This is a genomic window from Longimicrobium terrae (assembly GCF_014202995.1).
Classification (GTDB): domain Bacteria; phylum Gemmatimonadota; class Gemmatimonadetes; order Longimicrobiales; family Longimicrobiaceae; genus Longimicrobium; species Longimicrobium terrae.
Window position 1 is genome coordinate 479,393 of the sequence record NZ_JACHIA010000001.1, and the last position, 13,801, is coordinate 493,193.

22 protein-coding genes are annotated in these 13,801 nt (G+C 66.6%); 18 read left to right on the forward strand and 4 right to left on the reverse strand.

Annotation, left to right across the window (positions count from 1 at the left end):
• Nucleotides 1-5: 5 nt before the first annotated feature.
• Nucleotides 6-344, reverse strand: a complete 339-nt coding sequence (locus HNQ61_RS02195) for a hypothetical protein (RefSeq protein WP_170031239.1) — start codon at nucleotides 342-344, stop codon at nucleotides 6-8.
• Between the two features lie 118 nt (nucleotides 345-462).
• Nucleotides 463-810: a hypothetical protein gene (locus HNQ61_RS02200; protein WP_170031241.1), complete on the reverse strand. Its 348-nt coding sequence runs from the start codon at nucleotides 808-810 to the stop codon at nucleotides 463-465.
• Nucleotides 811-1,200: 390 nt separating this feature from the next.
• Here HNQ61_RS02200 and HNQ61_RS02205 point away from each other — a divergent pair, with 390 nt between their 5' ends.
• The 7 genes from HNQ61_RS02205 to HNQ61_RS02235 all read left to right on the forward strand — a co-directional run bounded on the left by HNQ61_RS02205 (nucleotide 1,201) and on the right by HNQ61_RS02235 (nucleotide 4,654).
• Nucleotides 1,201-1,644 (forward strand): VOC family protein, encoded by a 444-nt coding sequence (locus HNQ61_RS02205; protein WP_170031243.1) that lies wholly within the window; start codon nucleotides 1,201-1,203, stop codon nucleotides 1,642-1,644.
• A gap of 276 nt (nucleotides 1,645-1,920) precedes the next feature.
• On the forward strand, nucleotides 1,921-2,238 hold the full coding sequence (locus HNQ61_RS02210; protein WP_170031245.1) for a hypothetical protein: 318 nt from the start codon (nucleotides 1,921-1,923) through the stop codon (nucleotides 2,236-2,238).
• A complete protein-coding gene (locus HNQ61_RS02215) occupies nucleotides 2,238-2,759 on the forward strand; it encodes a hypothetical protein (protein WP_170031247.1) in 522 nt (173 codons plus the stop codon). Before HNQ61_RS02210 ends, HNQ61_RS02215 begins: the two co-directional genes overlap by 1 nt.
• A gap of 117 nt (nucleotides 2,760-2,876) precedes the next feature.
• Nucleotides 2,877-3,329: an SRPBCC family protein gene (locus HNQ61_RS02220; RefSeq protein WP_276510071.1), complete on the forward strand. Its 453-nt coding sequence runs from the start codon at nucleotides 2,877-2,879 to the stop codon at nucleotides 3,327-3,329.
• 89 nt (nucleotides 3,330-3,418) lie between these two features.
• Entirely contained in the window at nucleotides 3,419-3,835 is a 417-nt protein-coding gene (locus tag HNQ61_RS02225) for a DUF6924 domain-containing protein (protein ID WP_170031251.1), read from the forward strand.
• Nucleotides 3,836-4,019: 184 nt separating this feature from the next.
• Nucleotides 4,020-4,520 (forward strand): hypothetical protein, encoded by a 501-nt coding sequence (locus HNQ61_RS02230; protein ID WP_170031253.1) that lies wholly within the window; start codon nucleotides 4,020-4,022, stop codon nucleotides 4,518-4,520.
• On the forward strand, nucleotides 4,517-4,654 hold the full coding sequence (locus tag HNQ61_RS02235; RefSeq protein ID WP_170031255.1) for a hypothetical protein: 138 nt from the start codon (nucleotides 4,517-4,519) through the stop codon (nucleotides 4,652-4,654). Before HNQ61_RS02230 ends, HNQ61_RS02235 begins: the two co-directional genes overlap by 4 nt.
• 162 nt (nucleotides 4,655-4,816) lie before the next feature.
• Here the strand turns inward: HNQ61_RS02235 and HNQ61_RS02240 are convergent, their stop codons facing one another.
• On the reverse strand, nucleotides 4,817-5,779 hold the full coding sequence (locus HNQ61_RS02240) for an SDR family NAD(P)-dependent oxidoreductase (protein WP_170031257.1): 963 nt from the start codon (nucleotides 5,777-5,779) through the stop codon (nucleotides 4,817-4,819).
• Between the two features lie 137 nt (nucleotides 5,780-5,916).
• Nucleotides 5,917-6,678, reverse strand: a complete 762-nt coding sequence (locus tag HNQ61_RS02245; protein ID WP_170031259.1) for an SDR family NAD(P)-dependent oxidoreductase — start codon at nucleotides 6,676-6,678, stop codon at nucleotides 5,917-5,919.
• Between the two features lie 154 nt (nucleotides 6,679-6,832).
• Between HNQ61_RS02245 and HNQ61_RS02250 the strand changes: the two genes are divergently transcribed.
• The 11 genes from HNQ61_RS02250 (at nucleotide 6,833) to HNQ61_RS02300 (ending at nucleotide 13,745) form a co-directional block, all read left to right on the forward strand.
• On the forward strand, nucleotides 6,833-7,444 hold the full coding sequence (locus HNQ61_RS02250; RefSeq protein WP_170031261.1) for a TetR/AcrR family transcriptional regulator: 612 nt from the start codon (nucleotides 6,833-6,835) through the stop codon (nucleotides 7,442-7,444).
• A 50-nt stretch (nucleotides 7,445-7,494) separates the two neighbouring features.
• On the forward strand, nucleotides 7,495-7,764 hold the full coding sequence (locus HNQ61_RS02255; protein WP_170031263.1) for a hypothetical protein: 270 nt from the start codon (nucleotides 7,495-7,497) through the stop codon (nucleotides 7,762-7,764).
• Between the two features lie 164 nt (nucleotides 7,765-7,928).
• Nucleotides 7,929-8,138: a DUF4177 domain-containing protein gene (locus HNQ61_RS02260; protein WP_170031265.1), complete on the forward strand. Its 210-nt coding sequence runs from the start codon at nucleotides 7,929-7,931 to the stop codon at nucleotides 8,136-8,138.
• A 255-nt stretch (nucleotides 8,139-8,393) separates the two neighbouring features.
• The gene (locus HNQ61_RS02265; RefSeq protein WP_170031267.1) at nucleotides 8,394-8,750 is read left to right on the forward strand and encodes a hypothetical protein; all 357 of its coding nucleotides are present in this window, start codon (nucleotides 8,394-8,396) and stop codon (nucleotides 8,748-8,750) included.
• Nucleotides 8,751-9,603: 853 nt separating this feature from the next.
• Complete coding sequence (locus HNQ61_RS02270) at nucleotides 9,604-10,116, forward strand: hypothetical protein (RefSeq protein WP_170031270.1); 513 nt, start codon at nucleotides 9,604-9,606, stop codon at nucleotides 10,114-10,116.
• Between the two features lie 247 nt (nucleotides 10,117-10,363).
• Entirely contained in the window at nucleotides 10,364-10,768 is a 405-nt protein-coding gene (locus HNQ61_RS02275; RefSeq protein ID WP_170031272.1) for a YciI family protein, read from the forward strand.
• A gap of 219 nt (nucleotides 10,769-10,987) precedes the next feature.
• Complete coding sequence (locus HNQ61_RS02280) at nucleotides 10,988-11,503, forward strand: DUF1697 domain-containing protein (RefSeq protein WP_170031274.1); 516 nt, start codon at nucleotides 10,988-10,990, stop codon at nucleotides 11,501-11,503.
• Nucleotides 11,504-11,605: 102 nt separating this feature from the next.
• On the forward strand, nucleotides 11,606-11,818 hold the full coding sequence (locus tag HNQ61_RS02285) for a DUF4287 domain-containing protein (protein WP_170031276.1): 213 nt from the start codon (nucleotides 11,606-11,608) through the stop codon (nucleotides 11,816-11,818).
• 248 nt (nucleotides 11,819-12,066) lie between these two features.
• A complete protein-coding gene (locus tag HNQ61_RS02290) occupies nucleotides 12,067-12,654 on the forward strand; it encodes a hypothetical protein (protein WP_170031278.1) in 588 nt (195 codons plus the stop codon).
• An 81-nt stretch (nucleotides 12,655-12,735) separates the two neighbouring features.
• Nucleotides 12,736-13,206 carry a hypothetical protein gene (locus HNQ61_RS02295; protein WP_170031280.1) on the forward strand — a complete coding sequence of 157 codons (471 nt, stop codon included), beginning with the start codon at nucleotides 12,736-12,738 and terminating at the stop codon, nucleotides 13,204-13,206.
• A 29-nt stretch (nucleotides 13,207-13,235) separates the two neighbouring features.
• A complete protein-coding gene (locus HNQ61_RS02300) occupies nucleotides 13,236-13,745 on the forward strand; it encodes a GNAT family N-acetyltransferase (protein WP_170031282.1) in 510 nt (169 codons plus the stop codon).
• Nucleotides 13,746-13,801 lie beyond the last annotated feature (56 nt).

The following is a 13,801-nucleotide window of genomic DNA, read 5'->3' on the forward strand; positions in this document are numbered from 1 at the left end:
TCTCTTCAGGTATCTGCCGGAGCTTCCGGGTCCGGGATGCTGGCGAACCACTCGCGGTACGGGGTTTTGCGCGCCATGTGCCGGTTGAGGTCCGGGGCGCCATCCGCCCACCAGACCGGGCCCCGCTCCCCCAGCGCGACTTTCGCCCGGTTTACCGCGGCGCGGGCGGTGCGCACGGCGTCCTCATCTCCCGCGCGTTTCGCCCGGCCGACCGCGGAACGAGCCTGCATCAGCTCTCGCGTGAGCCGCTCGCGATCTTCCGCGTTCAGCCCGGGATCGGTGCAGCGCCACAACCGGCCCCGCACCACGAAGTACCGTCCGTCGGGGGTCACTGGATAGCGCATCTGCACCGCGTTCAGGCCGAGGTTGTCTCCGGCGCCATCAGGCAGGCTTCATTCCCTCCGCGGCTGCCAAGCCAACATCGACCGCGTAACGCCAAGCTCCCGAGGGTGCGAGCGCGGTTCACCGAGGGACTGCAGCCGCTCCCGTCGCCGGGGTTGGCTGCCACCGGGAAAGGGTCATCTCTTCGCCCGCGTAGCCGGATTCCGTGAGTATCCCGGTCATCGTGCTGTCCGATGTCATCTTCCCTCGGAAGAGAAACCGGTCTGGGGGGAACTGATAAAGGTTGAGCAGGAACTCACCGGAGAGGTGCACGTTGCCGAGCACATCTCCGGTAAAGATCCGCTCCCCGATGAAGATCGCCCCGGCACCCCGGATGCTCCCGCTCTGGTCGATCAGGTTGAGTCGTATTACATGACCATCGGGCGGGAGTGACCCCGCCCAGTAACCAGTCAGGTTGTATTCCGCCACCGGGGGTGGTGGAGGGGTGATCCCGGTGTCGTCGCCGCACGCAGCCCAGAGCGGGATGCAGATGACCGCCCAGAGACGCGCGAGCCGATTCCATCGGATACGCGATTGCTTGTACGAACTCACACAAACGGTGGTGTTCAGGACAGTCGCGGGGGCAGAGCGGAGACGCGCGAGGCAGGACATCATGGCATCCACGAGCGAAGCGGTTGAACCAGGGATGCCCTACTACCCAACCGTTCAGGTCTCGTTCACCGGCTGCGCTTTTCAGCTTTGTTGCGGCCGCTCGCCATTGAAGCGAGAAGCCGGTCCGTTGGAGTGCTCGTATCACGCGATCGCGGCCCTGCCACCTGATCGTTCACCCGCTCGCCCCTCGCAACGCACACAACGTCAATGACCGTCAAGCGGATGGACAACGTCGGCATCGTGGTGGAAAACCTGGATGCCGCCATCGAGTTCTTCATCGAACTCGGCCTTGAACTGCAGGGGCGCGCGCCCATCGAGGGAGAATGGGCCGGGCGCGTCACCGGGCTGGCGGATCAACGCGTCGAGATCGCCATGATGGCCACCCCGGACGGCCACAGCCGGCTCGAGCTTTCGCGATTCCTCGCTCCGGCCGTCGTCGCCGATCACCGGAACGCGCCGGTGAACGCGCTCGGCTACCTGCGCGTCATGTTCGCCGTGGAGGACATCGACGACACCCTCGCCCGGCTCCGCGCACGCGGCGCGGAACTCGTCGGCGAAGTGGTGCGGTACAAGGACGTGTATCGGCTGTGCTACATCCGCGGACCCGAGGGAATCCTCATCGGGCTCGCCCAGGAACTCGGGCAGGCGTGAAGCAGACCTGACGCAGACCCGTAGCATCAGCAGCTTCCGTCCGGCCTTGAAGTGCAATGCGGGTCGCCGCCAAGATGATCAATCGGCTGCAGCGGATGCGGCGCTGTCCACGGTCGGTGGACGAAAGTCTTGCGCGCGGGGCTCGAATCCCGGACTCTTGCCGCGTTACGCCGTTCATCGGACAACACACCTGGGATGCCGAATGCAACTTTCCTTTGCATCTGAAGGCCCGGCCGTGGCCGCCCTGCCCGACGTCCGCCACCCGCGGGGCCGCCGATGATTCCGCGCTGGGCAGAACGCCTTGCCGGGCTCGGGATGATCGCGCTCGGAATCTGGCTCGTCGTCGCTTCGTGGCGCGCGGCTCACACCGGCGAACGCTTTTTCGTTGCGGGGCCGGCGATGGGGCCTTTTGCGCTCGGGATCGGGATCGGGCTGCTTCTCTTTCCCAGCCCGCGTTCCATGGTCGCCGCGCGCGGGGGGGATCCTTCAAAAGTCCGGTGGTCCGACCTGACCACGGGGTGGAAGGTCCTCGCCGGCGGCGGGGGCGCGCTGGGCATCGTGTACCTCCTTCTGCTCATGAGTGGCCTGCTCTGATGACCATCCCAAAGAAACTCAGTAGTTCAGAGCTAATCCGTCAGATTGCGGATCGAGGTGATCGCAAAGCGGCTTGGCAATTCTTCCTGTTTTTCTCTCGTTTCGAGTACGCACTCAAACGCGGGGCGTACCTTAGCCAAGGTAGTAAACAGGCCACGCCGGACTGGGATAAATTCGCATCAGACCACAACGATGTGTTCGAGTTGCTCGTTGATCAAAGGCTTGCTGATGCGATTCTTTACTTCAGGGTTTCGCCACCTCGCAAACAAGTGCGCAAGGATCGCCGGCTGAGTTGGTCAGACCCATACGTGTACACGAACGGCCCCCTTCTCGTCTGGTTGCTTACTGCCATTCGCATTGTCCGGAACAATCTGTTTCACGGAGGGAAATTCCCAGGAATCCCGTTCCATGATCCTAGTCGCAATAGCGAGTTGATTGAGAACGCGATCGTCATCCTCAGCCACGCATTGGCGCTAAACGCCGACATTGAAGGTCTGTTTGGCGAAGGGACCGAGTTGTGATACCTGCATGATCCAAGTCGATTCTGCTTTGCGGTGTGGCTTGATTGACGCATAAGTTGAGGCCGTTCTGCCGCCCGATCTCCCGAACAAGGCCCCAAGATGCCGCAGGGGTCAGTGATGGTCGATGTGCCCGCACCGAGCGGCGCTGTGTTCGAACTGCTGCACGACTACGACAGACGGCTGGAGTGGGACACGCTGCTGCGGGACGCGCGCCTGTGTCCGGGCTGGTCCCGGGCGCAGCTCCATGCGACGTCGGTATGCACCGGGCGGTGGTACCTGGGCGGCATTGCCCTGAAGACCGAATACGTATCATTCAGGCCGCCGGCGGTCGCGGCCGTGAAGATGCTCAACCGCCCGCCGTTCTTTGAGAAGTTCGCCGCCACCATGCTGCATCGCGACACGGCCGACGGCGGCTCGTCCGTGGAGTACATCTATCAATTCACCGCACGTCCGCGGTGGCTGCGCTGGCTGCTGCATCCGGTGATGGGCGCGTTCTTCCGCTGGGAAACGCGGAAACGGCTCCTGAGCCTGCGGCGCCACTTCGCACTGCGTGAAGGCCGGGGCGACTAGCGGGAGCGCGGCGCAGGCCGTATTCGCCGGCCCGTACTCGCACCGCTCGTATCATCCGCGGCTCCAGCACAGCCAACCATGAAGCTGCTTTGAAGAACCTTCCCCAGACGGATGACTCGCTCGTCGTGCGGACCGACTTCTCGAACGCGGCGGCGTGGGACGCGATCCGCTCGGCCATCGATGAGCCGGCCGGTGAGTTCAAGGCGTACGTGGAATGGATCAGCGATCCCGGGTACGACGGCCTCACGCCGGAACAACTGCGCCCGTTCGCGCCCGCGGGTTCGGGCATCAACTACCTGTTCATCGTCGATCAGATCACGATCACCCATCCCGAGCATCCCGTCCTTGTTCTGGATCTGTCGGCGGAGCCGGGGCGTACGTTCCGTGTCGTTCCCTCCGCGCTGGCGGACGTTGAGAACAATCTGTCGATCGCGAACATGGAATTTGCCGACTTCGCGGACTCGGTTGAGCCGGATGGGATCTTTCGCGGCTTTTCGCAGAGCTGAGCAGCCACCGCACGCCCGCGGTGGCTGCTGCATCCGGTGATGGGCGCGCTGTTCCGCTGGGAAACGCGGAAACGGCTTCCGAGCCTGCAATGCCACTTGCCGCGCGAACGCTGGCCGAAGCCTCCTGACGCCCCTTCCTGACCCGGTACGCCATCGCGTGCACCGGGCGACCCATTCGTAGAACATGAGAACGCGCGCTGCTCTTCTCGCTCTGCTGCTGGCCGGCTGCACGCCAGCTTCCGAAGGCGCCGCTCCTTCCGATCAGCCATCCAGCGCACCCCGTGCAGAGGCCGCTGCACGCGCGCAGGCTTCCACCAGCGCGGATACAACGCGGATTTCCGGAGCCGCCGGATTGCTCTGGGGCACGGGGGTGGACCCGATCATCTCTCACCAGGGTGATCCCGCGTTCCGTGGCAAGGATTACGAAGAGGTCACCCTTCTGGGATACCCGGTGACCATCGCGGGACAGCAGACCCACGCGATGTTTTTCGCGCATCCTCGCCACGGGCTGTTTCGGGTCGGCTACATCGCGGAGTTCACCGATGCGGCGCAGTGCACCTTCAAGCTTGAGATGTTCGATCAGGGCCATCCCGCCGCTACCCGTCGCTCCAGCCGCGGGAGCAGCGGCTTGGCGGGGCGGGGGATCCGTGCATCGCATTCGCTCAGGGGCGCGGCGGATACATGAAGAGATGGACAGACCCGTCGAGCGGCGCGCGGATTCTGCTCGCGCTCCTCCCCGGGACGTCGGCGGTGGCGCTCACCTACACGACCGTGGAAACCGATCAGTGGGAGCAGCGCAAGGCGCGGGGGCAGTTCTGAGAACGCGCTCGTCGATGGTGGGATGAGCGAGATCAGGCGTTGACCCGCGATCACGAAATCCTCGCCGCCGGAGGCCATCCCGGAGCTCCGGCCAGGAGCGGTGGCGCGGCGGATAAAACGGGGTGGAACGGCGGAGATTTCCGCCGCTCCACCCCGTTCTGGTCACGCAGCGCTGATCAGCTGCTCGCTCTGCGCCCAGAGCTGCTTGGCCCTGTCCGCGTCCAGCGCGTACGAGCGCGCGCCGTCGGCAAACGGGTTGGGCGTGTCGTCGGCCGGCGCGACCGCGACATCCTCCAGGTACCGGCCGCCAATCTCGTCCCCGGCCACGGCGGCGGCCCACACGGAGGTCGCGGCGGCCTGGGCGATGTCCTTCAGCTCCGCGGGCGGCAGTCCGGCCTCGGCGCGCGCGTTGCCGACGGTCGCCAACAGGCCCTGCAGCTCCTCCGGCGAAAAGTGCCGGGGCAGATCGGTGAGGCTGTTTCCGGGCATCACCGCCGCGGCGCGAACGCCGCGACCCCGGTGGCGGCGGTCGAACTCCACGGCGAACAGCGTGTTGGCGGTCTTGGACCGGCCGTAGGCGACGAACGGGTCGTACGGCTGCCGCGCAAAGTTCGGATCATCCAGGTCGACGTCGGCGACGCGGTGCGCCTGGGATGAGAGGACCACCAGGCGACCGCCGTCGGCCAGCAGTGGCGCGATGCGGGTAATCAGCGCGAAGTGGCCGAGGTGATTGGTCCCGAACTGCGTTTCAAAGCCGTCCACCGTCCGCCCGAACGGCGTGGCCATGACGCCGGCATTGGCGATGATGGCGTTGAACGGCTGGCCAGCGGCCAGCAGGCGGTCCGCGGCCGCCCGGACGCTCTGGAGCGACGCGAGATCCAGCTCGATCAACTCCAGGCTGCCCCTGCCCTCCCGCGCAGCGTCGCGGACCTGCCCCGTTGCCCGTTCCGCTTTCGCGAGGTCCCGCGCCGCGCCCACCACGCCGGCGCCGCGTGCCGCCAGCGACCGGGCCGTCTCCAGCCCGATCCCCGACGACACACCCGTGACGAGAATGCGTTTTCCCCTCAGATCAACGCCGGCAAGAACGTCATCGGCGGTCGATCGGGCACCAAAGCTGTCTGTCATTTCGTGTTCCTGACGTGGTGGCGAGAAATCATCTCACCTGGTCTGACTGATTCTGTGGGTCCCGGGAGCCCCGCGCGGCACCGGCGGGCCGGAAGATCCCGGCGTGTTTCCGTCCGCGAGCACTGGATGGAGGTCGTTCAGATGCCGAGGCCGCCGGCCACGTCGATGACGCCGCCGGTCATGTACGCGGCGTGCGGCCCCGCCAGAAAGCAGACGACCGCCGACACCTCCTCGAGCGTCGCAATGCGGCGGATAGGGTGCAGGTCCAAGAACGCGTCGGGAGCGACGGTGCCGCCGAACACTTCCGCCATCATGTCGGTGGGCATGGCGCCGGGCTGCACCACGTTGACGGTGATGCCGCGCCCGCCCAGATCGCGGGCGACCCCCTTTGCGTAGCCGTTGATGGCGGCCTTGGTCCCCACGTAATCCGCCACGCCGGGCATCAGCGCGCGGGTGCCGTTGAGCGAGCCGATGAAGATGATCCTCCCGCCGTCCGACAGCACCTGTGCCGCCGCACGCGTCGTCGCCACCACGCCCATCACGTTGACCTGCCACTGCCGGTCGAGCGCGGCCGTGTCCAGCGCGGGGTCATCCACCGTCTGCCCCTTGGCGACGATGGCCGCGTTGTTGACCAGGATGTCGAGCCGGCCGAAATGCTCCATCACCGCTTCGATCATCGGCCTGGCCGCGGCCGTGTCGCCCTGGTCGCTGCGGATGGCGAGCGCACGAACGCCCCTGCTCCTCAGCTTCGCGGCGACGGCTTCGGCCTTTTCGGCGGAGGCGACGTAGGTGATCGCGACATCCGCTCCCTCGCCGGCCAGCGCCTCCGCCGTGGCGGCGCCCAGCCCGCGCGAGCCGCCGGTGACGAGCGCGACCTTGCCCTGCAGTGCATTCGACAATGGATCCTGCCTCTTCCGTGACGGGCATCGCCAAAACCATGGGGCGGTGCCCTAGATAACGTAACAGTTATTACGATAACGGACGTTATGGTATCTGGACAGGAATGTCAAGCGGGGCGATATTGGTTGTCATGAGAAAGCCGGAGCTGACCTGATGGGCCGCCGTCGCGAGTTCGACGTGGATGAGGTGCTGGATGCCGCGCTGTGCGTCTTCTGGCGGAAGGGGTACGAGGGTGCCTCCTACGCCGACCTGACCGAAGCCGCCGGCGTGGAGCGTCCCGCGCTGTATTCCGCGTTCGGAAACAAGGAAGCGCTCTTTCGCAAAGCGCTGGACCGCTACTACGAGCGGTATCTGGACTTCATCCCCCAGGCGCTGAAGCTGCCCACGGCGCGCGAGGTGGCGGCGCACATCCTGTACAGCGCGGCCGAGCTCAACACGCGCTATCCCGACCATCCGGGCTGCCTGGCGGTCAACGGGGCGCTCGCCGTGTCGGACGATGCAGAGCCGGTGCGGCAGGCGGTGGCGGAGAGCCGCGCGATGGGCGAGGCGCAGGTGCGTGAGCGCTTCATCCGCGCCAGGGAGGAGGGAGACCTTCCGGACAGCGCGAAGCCGGATGCGCTGGCCGCGTTCGTCATGGCCGTCTCGCACGGGATGGCGGTGCAAGCCAAGGCCGGCTTCAGCCGCGAGACGCTGGAGGCCGTGGTGGATCAGGCGCTGTCGACGTGGCCCGCGGGCAGCGCGGCGCGGCCGGACGCACCAGCCTGAATCCCGGTTCAGGAGCATGCGATCCAGCGCGGGCCCCACAGGAGGAGACGATGGATACGGATCTGGATGAGATGTCGCGGGAGCAGCTTGCCGCGGAGATCATCAAGCTGCGCAACGGGATCCGCGCGCACCGCGACAGTACAGGCCACGACCTCTGCTGGCATCACCCCGATCTCTGGGCGCTCCTGCCGGAACGGTCCGACCCGCTGCCCACCGTTCCTGAATGGCCGCAGTTCATGCGCGGCTGTGTCCGATACCGGCAGTCGCTGGACGAGCAGGCACCCCACGCACCCCGAAGCGCCGAACCGTTCCGCGGCTAGCAGCGCGCCCGGCAACTCATCCCGCGTCGCGGTGACTGGCTGATGACAGGCTTGTGCGCCGGCGGCCCGCACCTGACCTTGGTGCCGTCAGCCCGGACCCGGGCACGGGGCGCCGCGTTGGCGCCGGTAACCACACGGAGCGGCCTTCGCGGCCCGAGGTGATCATGCGTCAGTACAAGGTTGAAGCCTTGGCTTACTACCCAAAGCTTACCGCCGACAAGGACCACGTCATCCAGACTTCAAAGGCCGAGATCCAGCATTTGCTGGATCACTACGCCCGGCGCGGCTGGCGGCTGGCTTCTACCAACGCGACCGACTCCGGCTCCGCCGTGTACGTCTACCTGTATTTCGAAGGCGACGGATCGGCGTTGTGACCCGGCGCCGCTCCGCAGTCTGGCGGGGCAGATGCGGCCGTCCGGGCCCGCCGCGCCGCGCAGATCCACGCGCGCCCACGGACATCCTCCCGTCCGGATCGACGCGACACGCCGCACATCCCATGAAAAAGACGAAGCAGCACCTGGAAGGCCGAGGTCGGCGCTTTCGTTCAGCAATACGCCCGCAAGGCGTATCCGAACTTCGACCCCAACGACCGGCGCTACAGCCGCGAGGTGGAGGGAAAGGTGCGGCGCATGCGGCCCGAGCAGCTGGATGAACTCCTCCACGGCTCCCGGGACGAGGACCTGAACAAGGATCCCGCGATCCTCGAGCTGCTGGACGGCCTGCGGCAGGCGCTTGGCGCGGCCGCGTTCATGGTCGTGGATCACTGGGACGCAGACCTGCGCGCCGTGGGCGTGGCCCATCCGCGCAACCAGCACGTGCTTGCCTGTCTCGCACTCGGCGGGAAGCCGGGATCGTACGACGTTCATCTCGAACTCCCCGCCCCGGACCGGAGCGAGCTGCCCTACACGGCGGTCGGCAATCACACAGAAGTGCCGTTCGCCGAGGTGGTCCGGATCGTCCGCGGGCACCTGCGCAGCGCCGATTGACAGCTCCCGCATGGCCTGCTGAGTTCCGCCCGCCTGTCGCCCGCAACCGGTCCGGAGCGCCACGTTCCAGCGACTCTCACGCGTGATCTCCATGAAAACAGTTTGCGCCATCGCCAGCGCGCTTGTAATCGCTGGCTGCTTTCGTTCGCCGATGCCATATGAGGGACCTGCACCGGAGGGCCTGGACCTCAGCCCGTTCATCGGCTGCCATGAGGCGCGTTTCTACAAACGGGTAGACGGGCGGCCGGACAACAGGTGGAGCCTCCAGCTGGATTCCGCGGTGTCGCGGAGCACGCGGCCGGGATCACGGCACGGGCCAGGTGTGCGTCATGCGACGACATCGAATCAGCGCCACGATGTGGCGCAGTGGTGGGGAATCCCGGGGGGCGTCCAGATCCACGTCGGGGACTCCCTGCACGGCTACTACGTGGAGTTCTTTCCCAGGGCCGACAGCCTTGTGGGACGTGCGTACTACTACTCGGATACGCGTGGCGGGTTTGGCACCGAGCGGGTGTCCGCGCACCGCACATCGTGCTCGCCGTAGCCGTTCTCGAGTGACCGCCACCCGCGAAGCAGCGCAACGAGGGATCTCCATTGCGGGTCGAGACATCAACTCGGCCGCCACGGGAGTTCCCTCATCACCATTCACCCGCGGAATGAGCCGCACCTGCGCCGCGCTGATTGACGGAGCCGCGCAGACGGCGTGCGGGCGAGCGTCCATCAGCGTGGTCGCGGGCGCGCGCGCGTGAGCCTGCCCGCGGCGCCGGGACACGATCTCTCTTGCAGCGGGGCTGGATTCTCCTCACCTTGGCGGCCTGCCGGTCGCCACCACCTCCTTTTCAAAGAGCAAATCATGCGGATCGTACGGTTGCTGATGGGAAGCCTTCTCCTCGCGGCCTGCGCAAGCGGCGGACAGGCCGGGTCCAGCACGCAGCCTGCTTCGAGTGCAGGCGCGGGTTCGCAGGCGCGCGTCGCGGAGCAGGTGCACAGCCTGGAGGCGGACCCGCTGCAGGCGAACGCCGCACAGCTGCGGCAGCGCCTGTTTCAGTACTTCGTGGATTCGCCGGACATCACCATCCAGGTGTGCAGTGGAGCGCTTGACCCCCTCGCGCGCTCCCGCCAGAACTACTCAACGGAAATCTTTACCCAGCAGCTTCTTTCCAGCGGCGCCTTTCTGATCGAGAACCCGGGCATGTCACGCGATCAGGGGGCGGTGCACGCGGCCGGCGTAGCAGGCGCGCTCAAGGCGTACGAATCCATCCTGCGGGCGCATCCGGATGCCCGCCAGCCGCTTCTGGATGAGCTGGTTCAGCTTCGCGAGCGGGGGGACATGGTGGCGCACGTCCGCTCCCGCATGCGCTGCTGAACCCGTTCGGGACGCGGCGGATCGGGGATGGTTTGCGGAGCAGAGGGCGCTCTGCCTGGCAGAATCCCCGGAATCGGAAGGAGGGCGGCCCGCACGGGGCCGCCCTCTTCGTTCAGAACGCTCCCGGGTTGATGGGCGTCCGCAATCAACCTGGGAGTCCGTGTCGAAAGCGGCGTACCTCGTTCGACGTGGTAGTAGGGCCGCGAACGAAGCGGCGATCCGCACGACTCGAATTCGGGAGAGAACCATGCGTTTCATGATCATCGGCCGGGCGACCCGGGAATCGGAAGCGGGCATCATGCCGCCGCCGGAAGCGTTCGCCGCGATGCAGGAATACAATGAGGCGCTCGTTGGGTCGGGCATTCTGCTCGCGGCCGAGGGGCTTTCCCCGAGTTCCAGGGGCGCGCGCGTACAGTTCAGCGGCGACGAGCGCACTGTCATCGACGGCCCGTTCGCCGAATCCAAGGAGCTCATCGCGGGCTTCACCATCATCCAGGTGAACTCGCTGCAGGAGGCGATCGACTGGGTGAAGCGCGCGCCCAACCTTGCCCCCGACGGCGAAACGGTGGTGGAAATCCGCAAGCTGATGGACATGGAGGACTTCGGCGACGAGTTCACGCCCAACGAGGAAATCGCCAAGGTGAAGTTCTAGGACTCCGGCCCGCGCCTCGGAGATCGTCACCACGCAGGCGATGCCGCCCGGCATCATCCGGATTCCTGCGTGGTTGCCTGATCCCCGAAGTCCGCACAGGTTCATCGCCGCGACGGCGTCCGGAACGCAGGACCGCCGCGATCCAGCGGCCCGGCGGGACGGGTCCCGCGCGAGCGGGCGTCGGGCAATCCACGGAACAGTCACACACGGACGGGCACCATGCCTCGATACGTTGCTCTACTTCGCGGGGTCAGCCCCTCCAACTGCAAGATGCCGCAGTTGAAGGCATGCCTCGCGGCGGCGGGGTTTGCGGATGTGCGTACGGTGCTGTCCAGCGGCAATGCCGTCTTCAACGCCGATGATTCGGAGTGGGGCGCGCTGGAGCAGCGGTGCGAGCAGGTGATCCTGGCGTCGTTTGGACATGCCTTTCCCACGATCATCAGGCCGGCGGAGTATCTTCAGGATCTGATCGCGAGCGACCCGTTCGGCGGATTCGCGCTGCCGACGGCGGCCAAGCGCGTCGTCACGTTTCTGCGGCGTGCGGACAACCCGGCCGTGGAGCTGCCGATTGCGCGAGACGGAGTTCAGATCCTCAAGATGGCGGGCACCGAGGTGTTCACGGCGTATGAACCCGGCCCCAAGGGGCCCGTCTTCATGACGATGCTGGAGCGCGCGTTCGGAAAAGACATCACGACCCGGACACTCGAGACCGTCAGGAAATGCGCGATGGCGTAGCGTCCGCGGACGCTGGCATCGCCCGATATTTTCTCACACTGAGGATGGCGGGAGCTCCCCGCGGGCCCGCCGCTCACCCCGAACATCACAACCAGGATCACCATGCCGGCAGACGAGAAGCCCAAGGGACCCGCGTCGTACTTTCCCTCGATCGAAAAGAAGTACGGACAGCCCATCGAGCACTGGCTGGAGCTTGCGCGCAGCCGCGAGGACCTGAAGCACATGGAACGGGTGAACTGGCTCAAGACGGAGCACGGCCTTGGCCACGGCCACGCCAACGCGATCGTCGCCCACGTCCTGGCCGCGCGGAAGTAGGACGACGGACCGGCACGCTGCGCGACCATCCGCGTTGCGTGCCGCCCGAGGTTCGCGGAGATCGCGTGCACCGGATGCCGGCCGCGGCAGGCGCAGGGTGCGGAAGCACCGCCCGTCGCCGGTGCCGACTGGCGGCGGGTGCTGGAGCGGGCGATCATGGAGGGCGGAGCATCCTGGGGGCTCCGGTCCGCGAGCACGGCGCTTTCGCTCCGGCAGCGATCAATCCGCGAGAGAAGAAGGGTTCCGGGATGGGATACGAGAGCGCGGAAGCGTGGTCGCAGTGGTGCTTCGTGGGATTTTCGTCCGTGCCGGCGGCGGAGATGGACGATTTTGCGCAGCCGCAGATCCAGTCGCTGCTTGAGTTGGTGGGAGCGCAGAAGGTGGTGGGGAGCGTGTCGCCGCTGGACCCCCGGCACCTGATCAACCACAAGGGCGTGACGGCGTGGCATGCCCTGTTCACGCTGGCGCTGATCAAGGACCGCGAGGGGCTTGCCGCCGTCTCCGAAGGCAGCGCGATGCTGATGGTACCCGGGTCCGCCCTCCGTCCCAACTTTTCCTCCCACGTCAACTGGCCGGAGCAGTTGCTGAGCCGGTACCGACTGGACGCGCGGGGATGGTTTCCGTTCGTGGTGCCGTTCATTCTGCACGAGTCGGCGCCCGCGCCGCGGCAGCTTCAGCAGTCGCTGCGGTCGCCCGCCGGCAACCTGGAGATCTTTTCCGTGGTGGAGTTCCAGGAAGCGGCGCCGGAAGCGCTGCTGGAAGAGTTCCGGCGCTTCGCGGCGCACATCGACCAGCAGGCGGACGCGGGCGGTGACCCCGGCGCGCAGCCAGGCTGAGCGGGAAAGCCGGAAAGGATGACCGACCGTAGGTGAGCAGGACTCCGGTTCATCCTTTTCGCTTTTGCCCCAGGAGGCCCGATGGCTTTCCGAGTCGCCTACGCCGCATTGCTCGCCCTGGCCGCGGGTTCCGCGTGTGACAGGCCTCCCGCCACCCATCCGTGGGAGCCCTGGGAAAAGCATGTGATCACCACGACCGAACTCCTGGGCGACACGTCCAACCTGAGTACCCGCGCCAAGCATCACGATGCGGTGGACTTTGCGTGGGAGGAGACGGCGTTCATCGAGTGGACGACCGCCAAGCAGGGGACGGCGTACGTGATTCCGGACGTGGTCGTTCGCTTCCCGCCACACTCGGCAAACGTGACCTATCGCGTCGAACACCTGCGCGTCTGGAAGCCCGAGAGCAGGTTCACCACGACCCGGATGACGGCCAGCCTCCAGATATCACGGACGGGGAGGTGGGGCGAGCATGGCGCCTCGGTGACCCTGCACCCCGACGGCCGGGCTGTGGTGGGGATGTACCGTCACTGGCGCTGGGGCGGCTGGTAGCCTGTCCCGCAACTCCATGGAACCCGCGCATGAACAAGCCCCCGCCGCACTCCTCGCCATCCAGCCTCACCCTGCGGGAGATGGTGGACGACGACCTCGACGCGTTCTTTGCGCAGCAGCTGGATCCGGACGCGAACTGGATGGCCGCCTTTACCAACCGGGATCCATCCGACCGCGAAGCGTTCATCGCGCACTGGGACCGGATCAGGCTCAACCCGACCGTCATCCTCCGGACAATCGTCGCGGGTGAGGAGGTCGCGGGCTACGTTTCCAGCTACGAGGACGAGGGACAGCCGGAGATCACGTACTGGCTGGGCAGGGCGTACTGGGGCCGGGGGATCGCCACGCGCGCGCTGGCGGCCTTCCTGGAAACCGCCAGCACCAAGCGCCCGATCCGCGCACGCGTGGCACAGGACAACCTCGGTTCGCTGCGCGTGCTGCAGAAGTGCGGATTCATCATCACGGGTGAAGATGCCGGGTTCGCCAAAGCACGCGGCCGCGAAACGAGCGAGTACATCCTCATGCTGCACCCGATGTAGCCGTCACGCCGTTCGGCGGGCGCGGCACCGGCGATGATCGCGCTCCCCGGCGACGG

Bases quoted from the DNA above. Each gene is read 5' to 3' on its own strand.
- HNQ61_RS02240 (WP_170031257.1), bottom strand. From the start codon at position 5,779: ATGACAGACAGCTTTGGTGCCCGATCGACCGCCGATGACGTTCTTGCC.
- HNQ61_RS02255 (WP_170031263.1), top strand. From the start codon at position 7,495: ATGGATACGGATCTGGATGAGATGTCGCGGGAGCAGCTTGCCGCGGAG.
- HNQ61_RS02205 (WP_170031243.1), top strand. From the start codon at position 1,201: ATGACCGTCAAGCGGATGGACAACGTCGGCATCGTGGTGGAAAACCTG.
- HNQ61_RS02295 (WP_170031280.1), top strand. From the start codon at position 12,736: ATGGCTTTCCGAGTCGCCTACGCCGCATTGCTCGCCCTGGCCGCGGGT.
- HNQ61_RS02260 (WP_170031265.1), top strand. From the start codon at position 7,929: ATGCGTCAGTACAAGGTTGAAGCCTTGGCTTACTACCCAAAGCTTACC.
- HNQ61_RS02275 (WP_170031272.1), top strand. From the start codon at position 10,364: ATGCGTTTCATGATCATCGGCCGGGCGACCCGGGAATCGGAAGCGGGC.
- HNQ61_RS02235 (WP_170031255.1), top strand. From the start codon at position 4,517: ATGAAGAGATGGACAGACCCGTCGAGCGGCGCGCGGATTCTGCTCGCG.
- HNQ61_RS02220 (WP_276510071.1), top strand. From the start codon at position 2,877: ATGGTCGATGTGCCCGCACCGAGCGGCGCTGTGTTCGAACTGCTGCAC.
- HNQ61_RS02195 (WP_170031239.1), bottom strand. From the start codon at position 344: ATGCGCTATCCAGTGACCCCCGACGGACGGTACTTCGTGGTGCGGGGC.
- HNQ61_RS02210 (WP_170031245.1), top strand. From the start codon at position 1,921: ATGATTCCGCGCTGGGCAGAACGCCTTGCCGGGCTCGGGATGATCGCG.
- HNQ61_RS02230 (WP_170031253.1), top strand. From the start codon at position 4,020: ATGAGAACGCGCGCTGCTCTTCTCGCTCTGCTGCTGGCCGGCTGCACG.
- HNQ61_RS02270 (WP_170031270.1), top strand. From the start codon at position 9,604: ATGCGGATCGTACGGTTGCTGATGGGAAGCCTTCTCCTCGCGGCCTGC.
- HNQ61_RS02280 (WP_170031274.1), top strand. From the start codon at position 10,988: ATGCCTCGATACGTTGCTCTACTTCGCGGGGTCAGCCCCTCCAACTGC.
- HNQ61_RS02290 (WP_170031278.1), top strand. From the start codon at position 12,067: ATGGGATACGAGAGCGCGGAAGCGTGGTCGCAGTGGTGCTTCGTGGGA.
- HNQ61_RS02300 (WP_170031282.1), top strand. From the start codon at position 13,236: ATGAACAAGCCCCCGCCGCACTCCTCGCCATCCAGCCTCACCCTGCGG.
- HNQ61_RS02250 (WP_170031261.1), top strand. From the start codon at position 6,833: ATGGGCCGCCGTCGCGAGTTCGACGTGGATGAGGTGCTGGATGCCGCG.
- HNQ61_RS02285 (WP_170031276.1), top strand. From the start codon at position 11,606: ATGCCGGCAGACGAGAAGCCCAAGGGACCCGCGTCGTACTTTCCCTCG.
- HNQ61_RS02215 (WP_170031247.1), top strand. From the start codon at position 2,238: ATGACCATCCCAAAGAAACTCAGTAGTTCAGAGCTAATCCGTCAGATT.
- HNQ61_RS02265 (WP_170031267.1), top strand. From the start codon at position 8,394: ATGCGGCCCGAGCAGCTGGATGAACTCCTCCACGGCTCCCGGGACGAG.